Below are 15,345 nucleotides of genomic sequence, written 5' to 3'. Positions count from 1 at the left end.
CCGGCGATTTTTTATTTTATGGGTTACCCACCGATTGTCGGTGATAGCGAAATAGTGGGAAATAGGGTTAATAGCCGTGAGTGAAGCAACAGGGTTAAAACAGAATCTGGGGATGATTCAAGGCGTGGGTTTACTTTCAACCTCATTGCTGGGAACCGGGGTTTTCGCCGTACCGGCGCTGGTCGCTCAAATTGCCCAGCAGGATAGTTTGTGGGCCTGGCCCCTGATGATTCTTTTGGTTTTTCCCATCGCTATCGGGTTTGCGGCGCTGGGGCAGCATTTTCCCAATGCCGGCGGAACCGCCCATTTTGTCTCCCTGGCGTTTGGCCCTCGCCTGGCGCGGGTCAGCGGCTGGTTATTTTTGTCGGTTATTCCGCTCGGTTTGCCCGCCGCGTTACAGATCGCCGCCGGTTTCTGGCAGGCGGCGTTCGGCTGGGGCCCGCATGAGCTGTTGCTGGTGCAATTACTGACGCTTGGCGGCATATGGCTGCTGGGAATGCGCAGCGCAGGTGCGAGCGGCAATATTCAGTTCATTATTGCCGTGCTGGTGGTGGGGCTGGTGATCGCCATCTGGTGGCGCGGAGGCATTAGCCCGACCCATATCGACCTGCCGGCTATCAGCGCGATCTCCTGGCCGGATACCTTTAGTTCGCTGGCGGTGATGTTCTGGTGTTTTGTCGGTTTGGAGGCTTTCGCCCATATGGCGGCCGAGTTTCGCTCCCCTGAGCGCGATTTCCCCCGGGCTTTGCTGATAGGCATGTTGGTGGCCGGCGCGGTTTATTGGGGATGCACCGTTGCCGTGCTGCATTTTCATGCCTACGGGGAAGACTGGGGCGCGACGTCGTCTCTGCCGCGTGTCGTCGTGCGACTGTTCGGCGACTGGGGGCTGTGGATCGCCTGTAGCGTCGGATATCTGGCCTGTTTTGCTTCGATGAATATTTATACGCAGGGGTTCGCCCGGCTGGTATGGTCGCAGGCGCCGGAGGGCAGCGCGCTGGCTAAGCTCTCCGCCGGTCAGGCGCCGGCCAATGCGCTCTCTGTGGTGGTGGCGAGTTGCGTGGCGAGCTGTCTGTTGATTCACTGGCTAAAACTGCCGCTTGAACAGCTTATCGTCTATGCGAACGGGGTTTTCGTTTCGATTTATCTGCTGTGCATGCTGTCGGGATGGCGTTTGCTGAAAGGGCGCGCCAGAGCGATGGCGATGATCGGCAGCCTGCTTTGCTGCGCGCTGTTATTGATGATTGGCTGGAAATCGCTTTACGCGCTCATTATGCTGGCGCTGCTTTGGGTTTTTCTGCCGCGTAGACAAACGCGGCCGGCGCTGCATTTGCATTAATTCAAGACCACGCCGGCGGCGGCCGGCGGCGTCGATGACGATGAGGCTCATTCGTCGTCCGCCGGCTTCTCGGCGTCAGCGGATTTCGCTTCCAATTCGGTCAGGCGCTGCTCCAGGCGGGCGATTTTCTCACGGGTGCGCAGCAGTACCTGAGTCTGTACGTCAAACTCTTCGCGAGTGACTAAATCAAGACGGCTGAATTGCGCCTGTAATACCTGACGAATTTTTTTCTCCACATCGTCGCCCAGTTCCCGGATGCCTTTCGGCATGGACTCATGCACCTGACGGGCGATCTGTTCAATCTTCTTCGAGTCAATCATGGCGCTTTCCTGATTATGTTATATCTGATGAACATGCGGTTCAGTGTAATGCTAAATCGCTTTGTAAAATAGTCGATCGCGTGAAGGGGGTGCTGTTCTGGCGCAGCGAATGGCCCAATAGCCAAACGTTTTGCTCGCCAGGCGGACCGAGTTATGACGATCATAGCATTGATCCCCGATATCTGATGAGAACAAATGCGACAACGCCGCGATAAAACCGGCGCGGCGCTGATACGCTTCATCGGGAGGGCTATCAAAACCACCTGGACATTTCATGCTCCAGTTCATCAAGGAGCTGATAACGGCGACGGTATTCAGCGCGCTTCTTGCTCGCGATGCTTTCGATCGGTTTGCGGGGAATGTGCGTTGGCAACTGAAAATACCCGGACGCCATTTGGCGCCCGCCGATAGATGACCAGAATTCGTCATAATCGGCGTGTAATTCGTCTTTTTTCTTATGGCGATAACGCCAGTTCTGGTAGATATGGCCGCCGTTGTCCACCGCGATGATTTGCTCGATGCCCAAATAGTGCGCTAATGAGCAAATCCCTTCCAGCGCCAGCCGTTTGGGAAACAGTCCGTAACACGCTTTGGTCGCCTCATGAATGTCGCTATGCGGCACTTCCCGGCGCGGCCCCTGCAGACCGCCGATAAATAACGTGGGGCGTAGGCAATAGTTCATTAGCGTAAAGGTGATGTTGGCCAGGATAACGCCATTCGCGTTACACGCCGATAAAGTGATTTCCCCTTCTCTGTTCAGACTATCGTTGGATGACATTTTCAGCATGATCGCGTTGCCCTGCTTATCCGCGGCTTTCCCGAGGATCGCCGGTTCTTCATTTAGGCACGCCAGCAGCAGTTTCAACGGCATGCGCTGGGTTATCAGGGTGTAATGGTCGCGTAATGCCAATAAGCTTTCGAGTTTGCTCATTTTTGACGTCAGGTACGGGCGGTGCAGTTTGCAAGGCAGGTCGGGTTGCGCATGCAGAATTCGCTCCATCAAAAAGTTGGATGCCAGCATATCCGAGAGACCCATGGTAAGGTGCCAGCTAAATAGCGAGCGACATAGAAACTTCAAACGGAAAGGCAGTTTTTTCCATGTCTGACTCGGTATCAGGTCGCCATTCATCAACGCAGTCATTAACTGCCAGCCGTTATTAATTCTGTTTTCCGGGAGAGAATCCGCGAATTGAGACACGATAAAAACCTTTGTTTTATGCAAGAGGATACGTAATAGCGAGATAAGACATTCATGTTCCGATACGAGACGGCGCGGGCGCTTTAAACGCCGGTTTGGATACGAAAAAACAGCGCCACGCCTGATGCTAAACGTCATTTATCGGTCTGGGGTGTTAATGCTTATCAGATTGATATCCATAGGAAAATAACACTGGCTGCGTCGAGGTGGACATCCCGAACGGCCAGCAGACTCTTTATTGCTTTATTAAGCCTGAGGTTTCCCAAGGTATTGTGAAGAGAGTATCAAGATTCGGTTAACGCGCGGCGCCCGGCGATAGGCCCGCGCGCCCGCTGAAATCAGGATGGATCGGCGGGCGATAATTCCCCGTCATCATCACATTTCTTGTTGCCGATCAATTGCCCTGCTACTTCATTGGCGCTATAGTGAACCCGCTTATTCTCAGGGCGGGGTGTAATTCCCCACCGGCGGTAAACCGGCCGTATGACGTTATATACGCGTTGGAAGCCCGCGAGCGCTCACCGTTTGGTTTTCCGACGAAGATTCGGTTTGCCGGCGTGAGGTCAGCAGATCCGGTGCAATTCCGGGGCCGACGGTTAGAGTCCGGACGGGAGAGAGTAACGGTACCTGTCGGGTAATTATATAATCATCGGGTAGTCGCACGATGGTGATTGTTGATTATATTGATTATATAGTTATACCCACTCGCGTTATTTTTTAGCCATTGCAATGCGGTTTGTTGTGACGGTAACTCCTTAGTCTCGCCCTGATTCTGGTAATCCATAATAACATCGAGGTTTTTTACCATGAATCAGACATTACTTTCTGAATTTGGCACTCCGCTTGATCGTGTGGAACACGCGCTTGATGCCTTACGTCAAGGCCGAGGCGTGTTGGTGTTGGACAATGAAGACCGTGAAAACGAAGGCGACATGGTCTTTGCCGCTGAAAACATGACCGTGGAGCAGATGGCGCTGACGATCCGCCACGGCAGCGGCATTGTTTGTCTATGCCTGACGGAAGAGCGTCGTCAGCAATTGGAATTGCCTATGATGGTGGAGCATAACTCCAGCCACTATCAGACCGCGTTCACCATCACGATCGAAGCGGCCGAAGGGGTCACCACGGGGGTCTCCGCCGCCGATCGTATCACTACCATTCGCGCGGCAATCGCCGATGACGCCAAACCGAGCGATTTGAGCCACCCCGGACACGTTTTCCCGCTGCGGGCTCAGCCGGGCGGGGTGTTAACCCGCGGCGGACACACCGAGGCGTCCGTCGATTTGGCTACGCTGGCGGGGCTGAAGCCGGCGGGCGTACTGTGCGAACTGACCAACGATGATGGTTCCATGGCGCGCGCGCCGCAGGTCATCGCCTTCGCCAAACAGCACAATATGCCGGTATTAACGATTGAAGATATCGTGGCGTACCGTCAGGCGGCGGAACGCAAGGCCAGCTAAAGTCATTTCCCCTCGTGGGGACGCGCCATATCTTAAGGCGGTAATTCACGAAGGCCTGGACGATTAGCCCAGGCTTTCGCCTCTTCAATAATGGCGCGCAGAAATCTGTCGGCCGCTTTTATCCTGCCCGGCCGACGCCTTCCCATACGCGTTTAGGCTCTCCTTGCCAGCAGCGTGGCGAAACGCAGTTTTATTCTGTTGCCGTTTTCGTCGGTTTTATGCAGTTCGCCGATCTCCTCGTTATATTTGATTATCTGCCAACCGGCATAATAGTTCCTCAGCTCCCCCTCTTTAAAGGTAAAGGAGAACGGGATTGGACAGGGGTAATCCTCGGTCGACATGGCGGCGACGATCAGGTTATATCCGCCCGGCGTCGTATGTTCCTGCATATTGCGCACAATGTGTGGAATGCGGTGGCGATCCAGAAACATGAACACCACGGTGGAGAGAATAAAATCGTAGCGTTCTTTGATTTCCGCCAGATTGATATTGTAAACCTGCGCCTGAATTTTCTGCAGCGCCTCGCTTTTGATGATGTCGTTTAACGCGGCAATGCTGCTGTCGTTCTTATCGTAGGCGGTGACGTCAAAGCCGCGCAGATTCAGATACAGCGCGTTACGCCCGCCGCCGCAGCCTAAGTCCAGCGTTTTGCCGGGCTGGATATATTGCATGGCGTTAATGACTTCGGAATGCGTGCGGGAAAGCCCGTATTTCTTGGCGTAAAAATCTTCCGGCGTGCAGAAAAAGCCCAGCTGACATTCGAGGTCGGCGGAAAAGGAAACGATACGGTGCCATACCTGGGGTGCAATAAACGGGGGTTGCTGTTGTTCGGAGAAGTGGAAGGTTTCCAGCGTAGCGCCGTTTTCATCCAGCAGGGAAAAGGTCATCTCTCCTCGCAGAATGACGAGCCTGGCCCAGGTTCCTTCCTGGGTGTTGTGTTTTTCCTGAAAAGCGGCCGGCAGCGTATGGCTGTTCCAGCGCGGCATTTTTTTATAGCAGATAAGATCTTGCATCGTTACCTCGTGTATCCGTTTTATTGCCGCTAGTTTATAAACTGGCGAGTCGTCTGACCACAAATATGTATTTAAAATGCATTATTTGCGTCAGCCGAGAGGTGAGGAAAACTCTTTTTACTGCGGCCGGCGCGGAAGCCGCGTTGAGGCCGGCGGCCAAGACAGGGTTGAGGATACAAACGCCCGACGCGTTGCCGGGGCGTTTCGGGTCCGCTATGGGCTTAACGGCATGCCGCGCATTGAGAGGATTGGATTATCTGGTAGAAGTCGTTGCCTTTATCATCAACCAGAATAAAGGCGGGGAAATCTTCCACTTCAATCTTCCAGATCGCTTCCATTCCCAGCTCCGGGTACTCCACGCAGGTCAGACTCTTGATGCTGTTCTGCGCCAGAATGGCCGCCGGGCCGCCGATACTGCCGAGATAGAAACCGCCATGTTTGTGGCAGGCGTCGGTCACCTGCTGGCTGCGGTTGCCTTTCGCCAGCATGATCATGCTGCCGCCGTTGGCCTGCAGCAGATCCACGTAAGAGTCCATGCGTCCGGCCGTGGTCGGGCCTAACGAACCGGAGGCGTAGCCGGCGGGGGTTTTCGCCGGGCCGGCGTAGTAGATCGGATGATCTTTGATGTATTGCGGCAGACCTTCGCCGTTATCCAGGCGCTCCTTCATTTTGGCATGGGCGATATCGCGGCCGACGATGATGGTGCCGGTCAGCGAGAGGCGGGTCGATACCGGATACTTCGACAGCTCCTGCAGGATTTCCGCCATTGGGCGGTTGAGGTTGATTTTGACCGCTTCGCCTTCGCCCGCTTTACGCAGCGCTTCCGGGATATATTTACCCGGATTGTGTTCAAGCTGCTCCAGCCACACCCCTGCGCGGTTGATTTTACCCTTGATATTGCGGTCGGCCGAACAGGAAACGCCCATCCCGACCGGACAGGACGCGCCGTGGCGCGGCAGACGGATGACGCGCACGTCGTGAGCGAAATATTTACCGCCGAACTGCGCGCCCAGGCCGAGGTCGCGCGCGGCCTGCAGCAACGCCTGCTCCAGCGCGAGATCGCGGAAGGCGCGCCCGTGTTCATTACCTTCGGTCGGCAGTTCATCATAATATTTGGTCGACGCCAGCTTCACGGTTTTTAACGTGGTTTCGGCGGAGGTGCCGCCGATAACAAAGGCGATATGGTATGGCGGGCAGGCGGCCGTCCCCAGCGTGCGCATCTTTTCCAGCAGGAAGGATTTCAGTTTCTCGGGGTTCAGCAGCGCCTTGGTTTCCTGGTACAGATAGGTCTTGTTGGCGGAGCCGCCGCCTTTGCTGACAAACAGGAATTTATACTCTTCGCCTTCGGTGCTGTAGAGGTCGATCTGCGCCGGCAGGTTGGTGCCGGTATTGACCTCTTTATACATATCCAGCGGCGCGTTCTGCGAATAGCGCAGGTTATCCTCGATAAAGGTGTTGTAAACGCCATGGGAAAGCGCTTCGGCGTCATTGGCGCCGGTCCAGACCCGCTGGCCTTTTTTGCCGACAATAATCGCGGTGCCCGTATCCTGGCAGGTCGGCAGAATGCCTTTAGCGGCAATCTCGGAATTGCGCAGAAACTGCAGGGCGACATATTTATCGTTTTCGCTGGCCTCCAGGTCGTGAAGAATGGCGGCGACCTGCTGCTGATGAGAGGGGCGTAAAAAGAAGGCGGCGTCATGGAAGGCCTGCTGGGCGAGAAGGGTCAGCGCCTGCGGATCGATTTTGAGAATATCCTGGCCTTCGAATTGCGTAACGGAAACAAAGTCGCTGCTAAGAAGGCGATATTCGGTGTCATCCTCACCGAGTGGAAAAGGATCTTGGTAATAAAAGGGTTTATTCGACATTTTTTTCTCACTTGCGTTGATATTATTAGTAGGATTAGATTCCGTATGATGCATTTTCTTATTAATGACTTTTGTATCAGGCGTTATCGCCGCGGCCTAGCGCCTATCCCAGTAGGCGTAATGGGGATAGGCTCTTCGTCATTCGGCGTGAATACAAAGTAATATACCCTGGAATAGTAGGGTTTTGCGGCGGGAGACGCTACTTTGCTGCATCACATTCTTGATAAGAAAATCATGCAAACATCGTTTTATTTGCGGTTAAATGAAAAAGTAAAATGTTTGTAATCAAACAGGATGTGTTATTAATACCTGCTTTGTTAATTTATTTATTTTAATTTTTTTAATTAAAATATAGATGGCGATTGCGGCTAATAATCATTTTATTAGCCCTTATTTTTAAATTTATCGCCTAAAAAATGAATTTAGGGTATTGCGGCACTTTCCTGCTGCGCCAGCAGATTATCGATCATCCATAGCCCCGCCGGTCCCGGCGGATAGGGCTTGGACCAGGCGATATCCACATCAATGAGTTGCGGCCAGCCCGCAATGTTCAGCTCCACCAAATTGCGGTGTCCGAACTGTGAAACCAGCCAGCGCGGCAGAATGCTCCAGCCGAAACCCTGCTCCGCCATCTCCAGCAGCATAAGGTAGGACGGCGCGGACCAGGCGACGCCTTCGACCTGCAGCCTGTCGCTGCGTTTATAGGTGTTCAGATAGAGCTGGCGCACGGTGGCGAGCTGGCTGCGGGTCGCATTTTTTTCCGCCGCCAGCGGATGGGTCGCGGCGACGAATATCGCCATTTCCGTTTTTATCCGCGAGCGGGAAGTGGCGATGTCCGGCGGATAAGCGGGCTGCGCGCGCACCAGCCCGACGTGGGCGCGCCGCGACTGCAGCAAATCGATCACATCGTCATCTTCTGCAATCAGACACTCAAATTCAATATCGGGGAAACGCCGCGCGAAGCGGTGCAGCACCGGTTCGTAATGCGCGGTTTTCCAGGTGTCGGACAGCACGAACGTCAGGCGGGGCTCGATATCGGCGGCCAGCCTGATCGCCGCTTCATCCAGCATTTCGCTGGCGGAGAGGATCGCCTGAACATACGCCTGTATCTTTTTGCCCGCCGGCGTCAAAACCGGTTGATGGCCGGAGCGATCGAACAGGATCAGCCCTAAATCCGCTTCCAGATTGGCGATGGCGCCGCTGATGGTGGACTGGCTTTTATGCAAATGCCGGGCGGCGGCCGAAAACGATCCGGTGTTGATGGCGGCGGTGAACGCCAGTAGGGATTCCGGTGAGTAACGCATATCTTGATATATCGCTTTTTCCGATGGTTTCTAATTTTATTCTATCAGTTATTACGATGAGAATAGACGTGGAACGGCTAAAAATAGCGGCCGTAACCAGAGAATCGTTAACCATGTCCGAGCTAAAAAGTGAATGTGTCATGCAAAAGAAAACGGTAGGCGAACGTATTATTCATGCGCTGGGCTTTGAACTTATCGCGCTGCTGATTTGTGCGCCGGCGGGCGCCTGGATACTGGATAAGCCTGTATTTGCTATCGGGGCGCTGGCGATCATGTTATCCAGCGTCGCGATGGTGTGGAACATTATTTATAACACGGTATTCGATCGGCTCTGGCCCGCCGAGCGGTTTAAACGGCGTCTGCCGGTGAGGATAGGCCACGCGCTGGGTTTTGAAGGCGGATTTATATTAATCGGCCTGCCGCTGGCGGCGTGGATGCTGAATATTACGCTGTGGCAGGCGCTGAAGGTCGAGATCGGCTTTTTCCTGTTTTTCCTGCCTTATACCGTGGCCTACAACTGGCTCTACGATAGCCTGCGGGCGCGGGTTGGTCGTCGCCGAAGCGAGCGCGCGCGCCCTGTGTCCGCGAGCTCCCGCCCGCGCTGATCGGCCTCGCGCGATAGCTTTGCGCGGGGGCTTCAGCGGGCTTGGCGCAGCGTTTTTTTGAATTCCTGGTAGTCGGGCAGCGACGGCGTCCGCCACAGGTACCAGGAGGCGATGGTGCGATAAGGGCGGCAGGCGTGGCTCAGTTCGCGCAGGGTATGACGCGTCGGCGTTGCCTGTAGATCGTAAACATAGCGCAGCCCTTGTTTAATCCCCAGATCGTCCAGCGGCATAATATCCGGGCGTTCAAGCGAGTAAATCAGAAACATTTCCACCGTCCAGCGCCCGATGCCTTTTAAGGCGCAGAGGCGTTCGATAAGCGCTTCGTCGTTCATTGTTTGCGCCTGTCGCAGGGTGGGAACCAATCCGCTGAGCGCGCCCTGAGCGATGGCATGCAGCGTGTCGGCCTTCCGGGCGGAAAAGCCGCACTCCCTTAGCGTATCGGCGGAACTGGCGGCGATTTGCTCCGCGCTGGGAAAGCTGTGCCCGGCGGAGTCATAAACGCGCAGCAGTTTGGCCATCATGGCATCGCCCGCGCGGGCGGTCAGCTGCTGGTACGCCACCGCGCGAATCAATGCTTCGTAGGGCTCCCTGTGCGGCGCGGTTCGGTGGCGGCAGTCGCCGATATGGGATATCAGCCGGGCCCAGCGCTCGTTAAGCGAACCAAGATGGGCTATGGCCCGCCGGTGGAAGTCCTGCTGGCGATGGGATGTCATAAACGAACTGGCCTGTCTGGTGATAGTATTAAGCGTTAAAACGCCGGGCGCAGATGGCAGTATAGTGCGATTGTCATCGGCAGTGCAGCGCCGCGGAATTAAAAAGCAAGAGTTGGACGTGTGCGGGATGGGTATTCATCTTATGGTTTGAAATAACACTGACGTAATTTCTCATGTGGGAGCGAAAGCATGAAACCTGTCGATGACCTCCATAAGAGCGACGAATCACGCTGGCTGGCGGTGCTGGCGCGTAATAAGGCGGCGGACGGCAGCTTTATTTACGCGGTAAAAACGACCGGCGTATATTGCGCGCCCTCCTGCGCGTCGCGCCGGCCAAAGCGCGAAAATGTGCTGTTCTTCGCCACCGCCGACGAGGCGCAGGCGGCGGGGTTTCGTCCCTGCAAGCGCTGCCGCCAGGGGCGGATATCGCGGGAAGAGCAGCATACGCGGCAGATCGCCCGGGCCTGTCGGATTATCGAGCAGGCCGACAAGGCGCCGGAGCTGAAGGCGCTGGCGCAAAATGTCGGGCTAAGCCCGTTCTATTTTCACCGTCTGTTTAAAACCCTCACCGGCGTCACGCCGAAACAGTATGCCGACGCGCAGCGGCAGCGGCAGCTGCGCGACCAACTGATGAAAAACGGCCAGATTACCGCTGTGATGCTGGATGCCGGCTACCGTTCGACCGGCCGCTGTTACGCTGAGTCCGCCGCGCGACTGGGGATGACGCCGAAAACGTTTCGGCGCAAAGGGCAGGGTATGACGATCCGCTTCGCCGTCGGCGTCTGTTCGGTGGGCGATATTCTGGTGGCCGAAAGCGAACGGGGGATTTGCGCCATTCTGTTGGGGGACGACCCGCAGCAGCTGGTGAATGAACTGCAGGAGATGTTCGCTAATGCGCGATTGCTGGGGGGCGACGCCGCCTTCGAGCAACGGATGGCGCAGGTGGTGGGCTTTGTCGAAGCCCCGAAAATCGGACTGGCGCTGCCGCTTGATATTCGCGGCACGCTCTTCCAGCAGCGGGTATGGCAGGCTTTGCGGGATATTCCCGTCGGCGAAACGGCCAGCTACGGCGCTATCGCCGCCGGCATCGGTTTACCCGCCGCGTCGCGCGCGGTGGCGGGAGCGTGCGCCGCGAATCGCCTGGCGGTGGCGATCCCGTGTCACCGGGTGGTGCGTCAGGATGGCTCGCCGTCGGGCTATCGCTGGGGCGTGGAGCGTAAGAAGGCGCTATTGGCGAAAGAAGCGGGGGGCGTCACCGGTGATGAATCTTGAGCTGTTTGAGCAGGACGAGCCGCAGCGCCGGACGGAACGGCTGGCTCCCGGCGCGGTTATTCTGCGCGCTTTCGTCTACCGGCAGGCGGCGGAGCTGATGTCGGCGATTAATGCGGTTACCGCGCGCGCGCCGCTGCGCCATATGATAACGCCGGGCGGCTATACCATGTCGGTGGCGATGAGCAACTGCGGACCGCTTGGCTGGGTAACGGATGAAACGGGGTATCGCTACTCCCCCATCGATCCGCTCAGCGGGCAACGCTGGCCGGCGATGCCGGATCTCTTTTCCCGACTGGCGCAAGAGGCCGCAGGCGAAGCCGGCTTCAGCGGTTTCGAACCGGACGCCTGCCTGATTAATCGTTACGATGTCGGCGCCCGGCTATCGCTGCATCAGGATAAGGATGAGCGTGACTATCGGCAGCCTATCGTCTCTTTCTCCCTGGGGCTGAACGCGATGTTTCTGTGGGGCGGCATGAGGCGCGGCGACCGGACGCAGCGCCTGCCGCTGGCGCATGGCGATGCGCTGGTCTGGGGCGGCGAATCCCGGCTGCGCTACCACGGCGTTTTGCCGCTGAAGGCCGGATCGACGCCCGCGTTTTTGCCGGGAATGTGCCGTTTTAACCTGACGTTTCGTAAAGCGGGGCGCTGAATCATCTGCCGTGGATGAAGTGGTGGCCGTCCTCTTCGTTCAGACGTTTGAATACCAGGCAGCAGATCGGCAACCCAATCCCCAGTAGTAAAAACAGTAGGCTGAAGCTGTTTAAATTCAAGGCGATCTCATAGCGGGACAGGAAGCGCAGCACCGGAAAGGTGAGCGCCATGCTGATCATGACCGAGATTAATTGCGTGATGGTCAGCAGGTTATTGCCGCTATTATAGGTGGCGTTGTTCAGGTTGCTGAACGCCAGCGTGTTTTCCGCCGAATGCAGCGTCGAAATCAATATCCCGAGGATGGCGGCGATGACGCCGATCTGCATCATGGATTTTTCCTGCACGGCGAAACTCAAGGCAAGAATGAACAGCGAGGTAAATCCGGTGGTGATCATCAGCAGCCTACGGTAGCCCGTTCGCCTGATCATCGGTTCGAAAATCATTTTCGACAGCAGCGCGCCGGTGGAGAAAAGCAGCAGAATAATACTGGTTTCAACCGGTTTGCACTCCAGGGTCGTCTGCAGCATCAATGAGAGCACGACCGGCGTGGATGACAACAGCACCCGGGTGAGAATACCGCCGAGGATGCCGATGGAGAACGTTCTTATCTCAAAGAGTTCCGCGGGAAATAGCGCCTCTCTTTTGGTGATGTCCCGCTTGAAGTAAAGGTACGCCAAACCCGTCGCCGATAGGCAAAGCAGCAGGGCGAGCGGCGCGGGGATGATGTTTTTCGGCATGGCGGTGAGCGTGAACGCGGCCATAAACAGCATTAATACCATCAGCACCAGGCCGTAAGGATCGGCGCGCCGCGTCATGGGGACGCTTTCGTCGGGAATATGTTTTCGCGCCAGCAGCAGACAGGCTAGGGAGAGGGGAATATTGGCGATAAAGATGACGCGCCACGAAAACAGATCGACCAGCACGCTGCCCAGCACCGGGCCGATCATGGTTCCCAATAAGCCGAGCAGCGTGATGCGGTTAAGGAATATCAGCTTCATTGACTGCGGCGTGGTTCTTAAGATCACGGTTCTGATAATAGGCAGCATCAGCGCTCCGCCGATCCCCTGAATAAAACGAAACGCGCTCAGGCTGATGACGGAGTCCGCGGTGATGCACAGCAGCGACCCCAGCATAAATATGCCGATGGCCAGCAGGTAGGTTTTTCTTTCACCGCAACGTTCGGCCAGCCAGCCATTGACCGGCGTAAACGCGACCACGGTGATGACGTAGGAAATCACGATGGTTTCCATACGCAGCACCGGCTGGTGCAGCGAACCGGCAATGGCTGGGATGGAGACATACAGCATGGTGGTATCCAGGGATTGCATGAAAAATGTGATGGATGCAATCCAGAATAGGACCCATGACGTATTCATCGGTTTAGGCCACCGTCATTTGTCCGGCGTAGAGCACGAACAGCCGCAGCAGAAACACCCCGAACAGGCTTAATGCCGCCATGGCGATCAGACCGCCTCTGCCGGACTGATGCTGTTTGCCGCGGATAAAGCTGGCGATTAACGGTACGGCGATCCCTAGGCCGATGATGCCGATCCAGAATACCCCGCCCCAGAATCCGCTGAGCGCGGTATGCGCCGCCACCGTTTTCTGCCCGCCGCCGAGGAAAAGGCCGACGAAGAAGGCGAACAACAGGAACAGTTCGGCGTACACCACCGGATTCTCTATTTTATGAATAAAGTGGATGGTCGCGCTATTGGCGGAGTGATTGCGGCTCATGGCGTTGACCAGCATCGCCACCGCAATCCCGGAAGTGGTGCCGGACGCCAGAAACAGCACGGGCAGAACCGGGTTGTTCAGCATGGGGAACGATTTCAGCGCGGAGAGCAGGAAACCGGTATAACAGCCGAGCAGAATGGCCAGCACCAGCAACGTTTTCTCAATCCATCCGGCCTTGCCGGCGATCGCCGCAGTGACCTTTTGCGCCAGCGCGGTCAAGCGCGGACGGCGCAGCCGGGTTTCTATCAGATGGAGCAGCCCCTCGCGGTAAAGGCTGATAATCCATAAGGCGATCGCCACAAAATAGACCTGAAATAGCATCACCCCGAGCGACATAATGGACGTGGGATTGTAGAAAATCATCAGGTGCCAGAATGTTAACGGGCGGGTAAGGTGAAAAATCAGGATCACCAGGCCGACGACAACGACCAGCGGCGCAACGATCGCGGTCGATTTGATGATGGTATTGCTGCCGCTGTATTCGGCGGGCACATAATATTTAATCAAGATGGACAGTGACACCATCCCGGCGGAGATGCCCACGAGCAGCAGATAGATGGCGATGGGCCAATCCCATACCAGGGAGTCAAAGTGAAAGGCGTTAAGCATTGTCGATTTCTCCCCGTCTGCCTGGAACGCGATAAAGCTGTGGTTCGGTGCCAAGATAAACTTTTGACCGGTAGGTCGGATTGCTTTGAATCATTTTTGAAATATCGCTTTCGGGATCGTTCAGATCGCCAAAGACCAGCGCTTTGGTCGGACATATTTCAACACAGGCGGGCTGTTTCCCGGCCGCCAGATTGGTTTCCCGGCAAAAATTACATTTATCCGCCGTTTTGCTGACGGGGTTAATGAAGCGGACATGGTAAGGGCAGGCGGCGATGCAGTAGCGGCAGCCGACGCAGTGCTTATCATTGACGTCGACGATGCCGGTCAGCGCATCCTTAAACGACGCGCCGGTCGGGCAGACGGAGACGCAGGGCGGATTTTCACAGTGCTGACAGGATTTGCGAAAATACTGCTTATATGCGCGGGTCTTCCCTTCCGCGGGAATATCGACGGTTTTCAATATTTCCAGACGGGTGACGCCATCAGGCACATGGTTGGTGGTTTTACAGGCGCCTACGCAGGCATTGCAGCCAATACAGCGCTGCTCGTTGTGCAGCATACCGTATTTGACGCCTTTGGGTTTAGTGGTCTTGGCGGGGTCTTCCGCAGTCTGCGCGAGCGCGAGGCTGGAACTCCCGGTAACAGCAATAGCGCTTCCCAGGTAAGCGATAAAACGACGACGAGAAAATTCTTCCATAACATAACCTTCACATTGAAACTACAGCCATGCTGAAAAGTGGTACCGATATCAGCTGATCATCGTGATACGCCCGTTATCCTCTGCGCCGCAGCCGCGTCGTTTTCCTTTATATGCATCTCCAACTGTCGAGCCTCTGGAGAGGCATGCGGTTTGCCGCCGGCCGCATCTTGAGATCTATCGGGCATAGGTTTTTGTTGGATTTGAACCATCCTGGCGGCGAACGAAATTATCCCTAAGCAATGCAACAAAAAGCCTAATCGGGAAAAATGGTACCAATCTGGCATCAGAGGTAATTTTTATATACCCGTCATGCTTCAAGTTGCATGTGCGTTGGCTACACTCACTCACCCGAATCACTTACTTGAGTAAGCTCATCGGGATTAAATGAGAGACATCCTGTCTCTCACCGCAGGCCAGCCGTTGGCTGGTCAAATTCGTTCCCGACGAATTTGTCCTTCGCTTGCCGTCTTCCTGCAACTCGAATTATTTAGGATATAACTTAAAATAATCCGGAACAGATGGTTAACTTACCCATAGCTCATATTCTTTTTATTCGTTTTTATTT

At 55.6% G+C, this 15,345-nt stretch carries 14 protein-coding genes and 1 riboswitch; of the genes, 5 read left to right on the top strand and 9 right to left on the bottom strand.

All coding sequences use genetic code 11. The features are described 5' to 3' along the window. The first annotated feature begins 76 nt into the window (after nucleotides 1-76). The gene (gene yjeH, locus VSX58_RS17150; RefSeq protein ID WP_327619152.1) at nucleotides 77-1,336 is read left to right on the top strand and encodes an L-methionine/branched-chain amino acid transporter; all 1,260 of its coding nucleotides are present in this window, start codon (nucleotides 77-79) and stop codon (nucleotides 1,334-1,336) included. A 47-nt stretch (nucleotides 1,337-1,383) separates the two neighbouring features. On the opposite strand, the gene ubiK is transcribed toward yjeH, so the two are convergent. Then, entirely contained in the window at nucleotides 1,384-1,656 is a 273-nt protein-coding gene (gene ubiK, locus VSX58_RS17145) for a ubiquinone biosynthesis accessory factor UbiK (RefSeq protein ID WP_327619151.1), read from the bottom strand. A gap of 253 nt (nucleotides 1,657-1,909) precedes the next feature. After that, nucleotides 1,910-2,854 carry a VirK/YbjX family protein gene (locus tag VSX58_RS17140; RefSeq protein WP_407654888.1) on the bottom strand — a complete coding sequence of 315 codons (945 nt, stop codon included), beginning with the start codon at nucleotides 2,852-2,854 and terminating at the stop codon, nucleotides 1,910-1,912. Between the two features lie 433 nt (nucleotides 2,855-3,287). Next, nucleotides 3,288-3,477, top strand: a riboswitch (FMN riboswitch). 183 nt (nucleotides 3,478-3,660) lie between these two features. On the opposite strand from VSX58_RS17140, the gene ribB reads away from it, so the two are divergent. Further along, nucleotides 3,661-4,314, top strand: coding sequence for a 3,4-dihydroxy-2-butanone-4-phosphate synthase (ribB, locus tag VSX58_RS17135; RefSeq protein ID WP_327613029.1), 654 nt, complete (start codon nucleotides 3,661-3,663; stop codon nucleotides 4,312-4,314). A gap of 152 nt (nucleotides 4,315-4,466) precedes the next feature. Here ribB and tehB read toward each other — a convergent pair whose 3' ends face one another. From tehB to VSX58_RS17120, 3 genes are all read right to left on the bottom strand, one after another. Next, complete coding sequence (gene tehB, locus VSX58_RS17130) at nucleotides 4,467-5,327, bottom strand: SAM-dependent methyltransferase TehB (RefSeq protein WP_327619150.1); 861 nt, start codon at nucleotides 5,325-5,327, stop codon at nucleotides 4,467-4,469. A gap of 221 nt (nucleotides 5,328-5,548) precedes the next feature. Then, nucleotides 5,549-7,192: a class I fumarate hydratase FumA gene (gene fumA, locus VSX58_RS17125; RefSeq protein WP_327619149.1), complete on the bottom strand. Its 1,644-nt coding sequence runs from the start codon at nucleotides 7,190-7,192 to the stop codon at nucleotides 5,549-5,551. Between the two features lie 422 nt (nucleotides 7,193-7,614). Further along, nucleotides 7,615-8,496, bottom strand: a complete 882-nt coding sequence (locus VSX58_RS17120; RefSeq protein WP_327619148.1) for a LysR family transcriptional regulator — start codon at nucleotides 8,494-8,496, stop codon at nucleotides 7,615-7,617. 140 nt (nucleotides 8,497-8,636) lie between these two features. On the opposite strand from VSX58_RS17120, the gene VSX58_RS17115 reads away from it, so the two are divergent. Next, nucleotides 8,637-9,101 carry a multidrug/biocide efflux PACE transporter gene (locus VSX58_RS17115; protein ID WP_327619147.1) on the top strand — a complete coding sequence of 155 codons (465 nt, stop codon included), beginning with the start codon at nucleotides 8,637-8,639 and terminating at the stop codon, nucleotides 9,099-9,101. 32 nt (nucleotides 9,102-9,133) lie between these two features. Here the strand turns inward: VSX58_RS17115 and VSX58_RS17110 are convergent, their stop codons facing one another. Next, entirely contained in the window at nucleotides 9,134-9,814 is a 681-nt protein-coding gene (locus VSX58_RS17110; protein WP_327619146.1) for a DNA-3-methyladenine glycosylase family protein, read from the bottom strand. A 189-nt stretch (nucleotides 9,815-10,003) separates the two neighbouring features. On the opposite strand from VSX58_RS17110, the gene ada reads away from it, so the two are divergent. After that, nucleotides 10,004-11,086 carry a bifunctional DNA-binding transcriptional regulator/O6-methylguanine-DNA methyltransferase Ada gene (gene ada, locus VSX58_RS17105; protein ID WP_327619145.1) on the top strand — a complete coding sequence of 361 codons (1,083 nt, stop codon included), beginning with the start codon at nucleotides 10,004-10,006 and terminating at the stop codon, nucleotides 11,084-11,086. Beyond that, nucleotides 11,076-11,735: a DNA oxidative demethylase AlkB gene (alkB, locus tag VSX58_RS17100; RefSeq protein WP_327613149.1), complete on the top strand. Its 660-nt coding sequence runs from the start codon at nucleotides 11,076-11,078 to the stop codon at nucleotides 11,733-11,735. The genes ada and alkB overlap by 11 nt, the downstream gene beginning before the upstream one ends. Nucleotide 11,736: 1 nt before the next feature. Here alkB and VSX58_RS17095 read toward each other — a convergent pair whose 3' ends face one another. The 3 genes from VSX58_RS17095 to VSX58_RS17085 are packed head-to-tail and all read right to left on the bottom strand — an operon-like array spanning nucleotide 11,737 to nucleotide 14,777. Next, on the bottom strand, nucleotides 11,737-13,113 hold the full coding sequence (locus tag VSX58_RS17095; protein WP_327619144.1) for an MFS transporter: 1,377 nt from the start codon (nucleotides 13,111-13,113) through the stop codon (nucleotides 11,737-11,739). A 4-nt stretch (nucleotides 13,114-13,117) separates the two neighbouring features. Then, on the bottom strand, nucleotides 13,118-14,080 hold the full coding sequence (gene nrfD, locus VSX58_RS17090) for a cytochrome c nitrite reductase subunit NrfD (RefSeq protein ID WP_327619143.1): 963 nt from the start codon (nucleotides 14,078-14,080) through the stop codon (nucleotides 13,118-13,120). Next, on the bottom strand, nucleotides 14,073-14,777 hold the full coding sequence (locus VSX58_RS17085; protein ID WP_327613038.1) for a 4Fe-4S dicluster domain-containing protein: 705 nt from the start codon (nucleotides 14,775-14,777) through the stop codon (nucleotides 14,073-14,075). Before VSX58_RS17085 ends, nrfD begins: the two co-directional genes overlap by 8 nt. Nucleotides 14,778-15,345 lie beyond the last annotated feature (568 nt).

This window comes from Brenneria populi (genome assembly GCF_036016195.1).
GTDB classification, from domain to species: Bacteria; Pseudomonadota; Gammaproteobacteria; order Enterobacterales; family Enterobacteriaceae; genus Brenneria; species Brenneria populi.
This window is presented reverse-complemented; position numbering and strand designations above follow the sequence as displayed.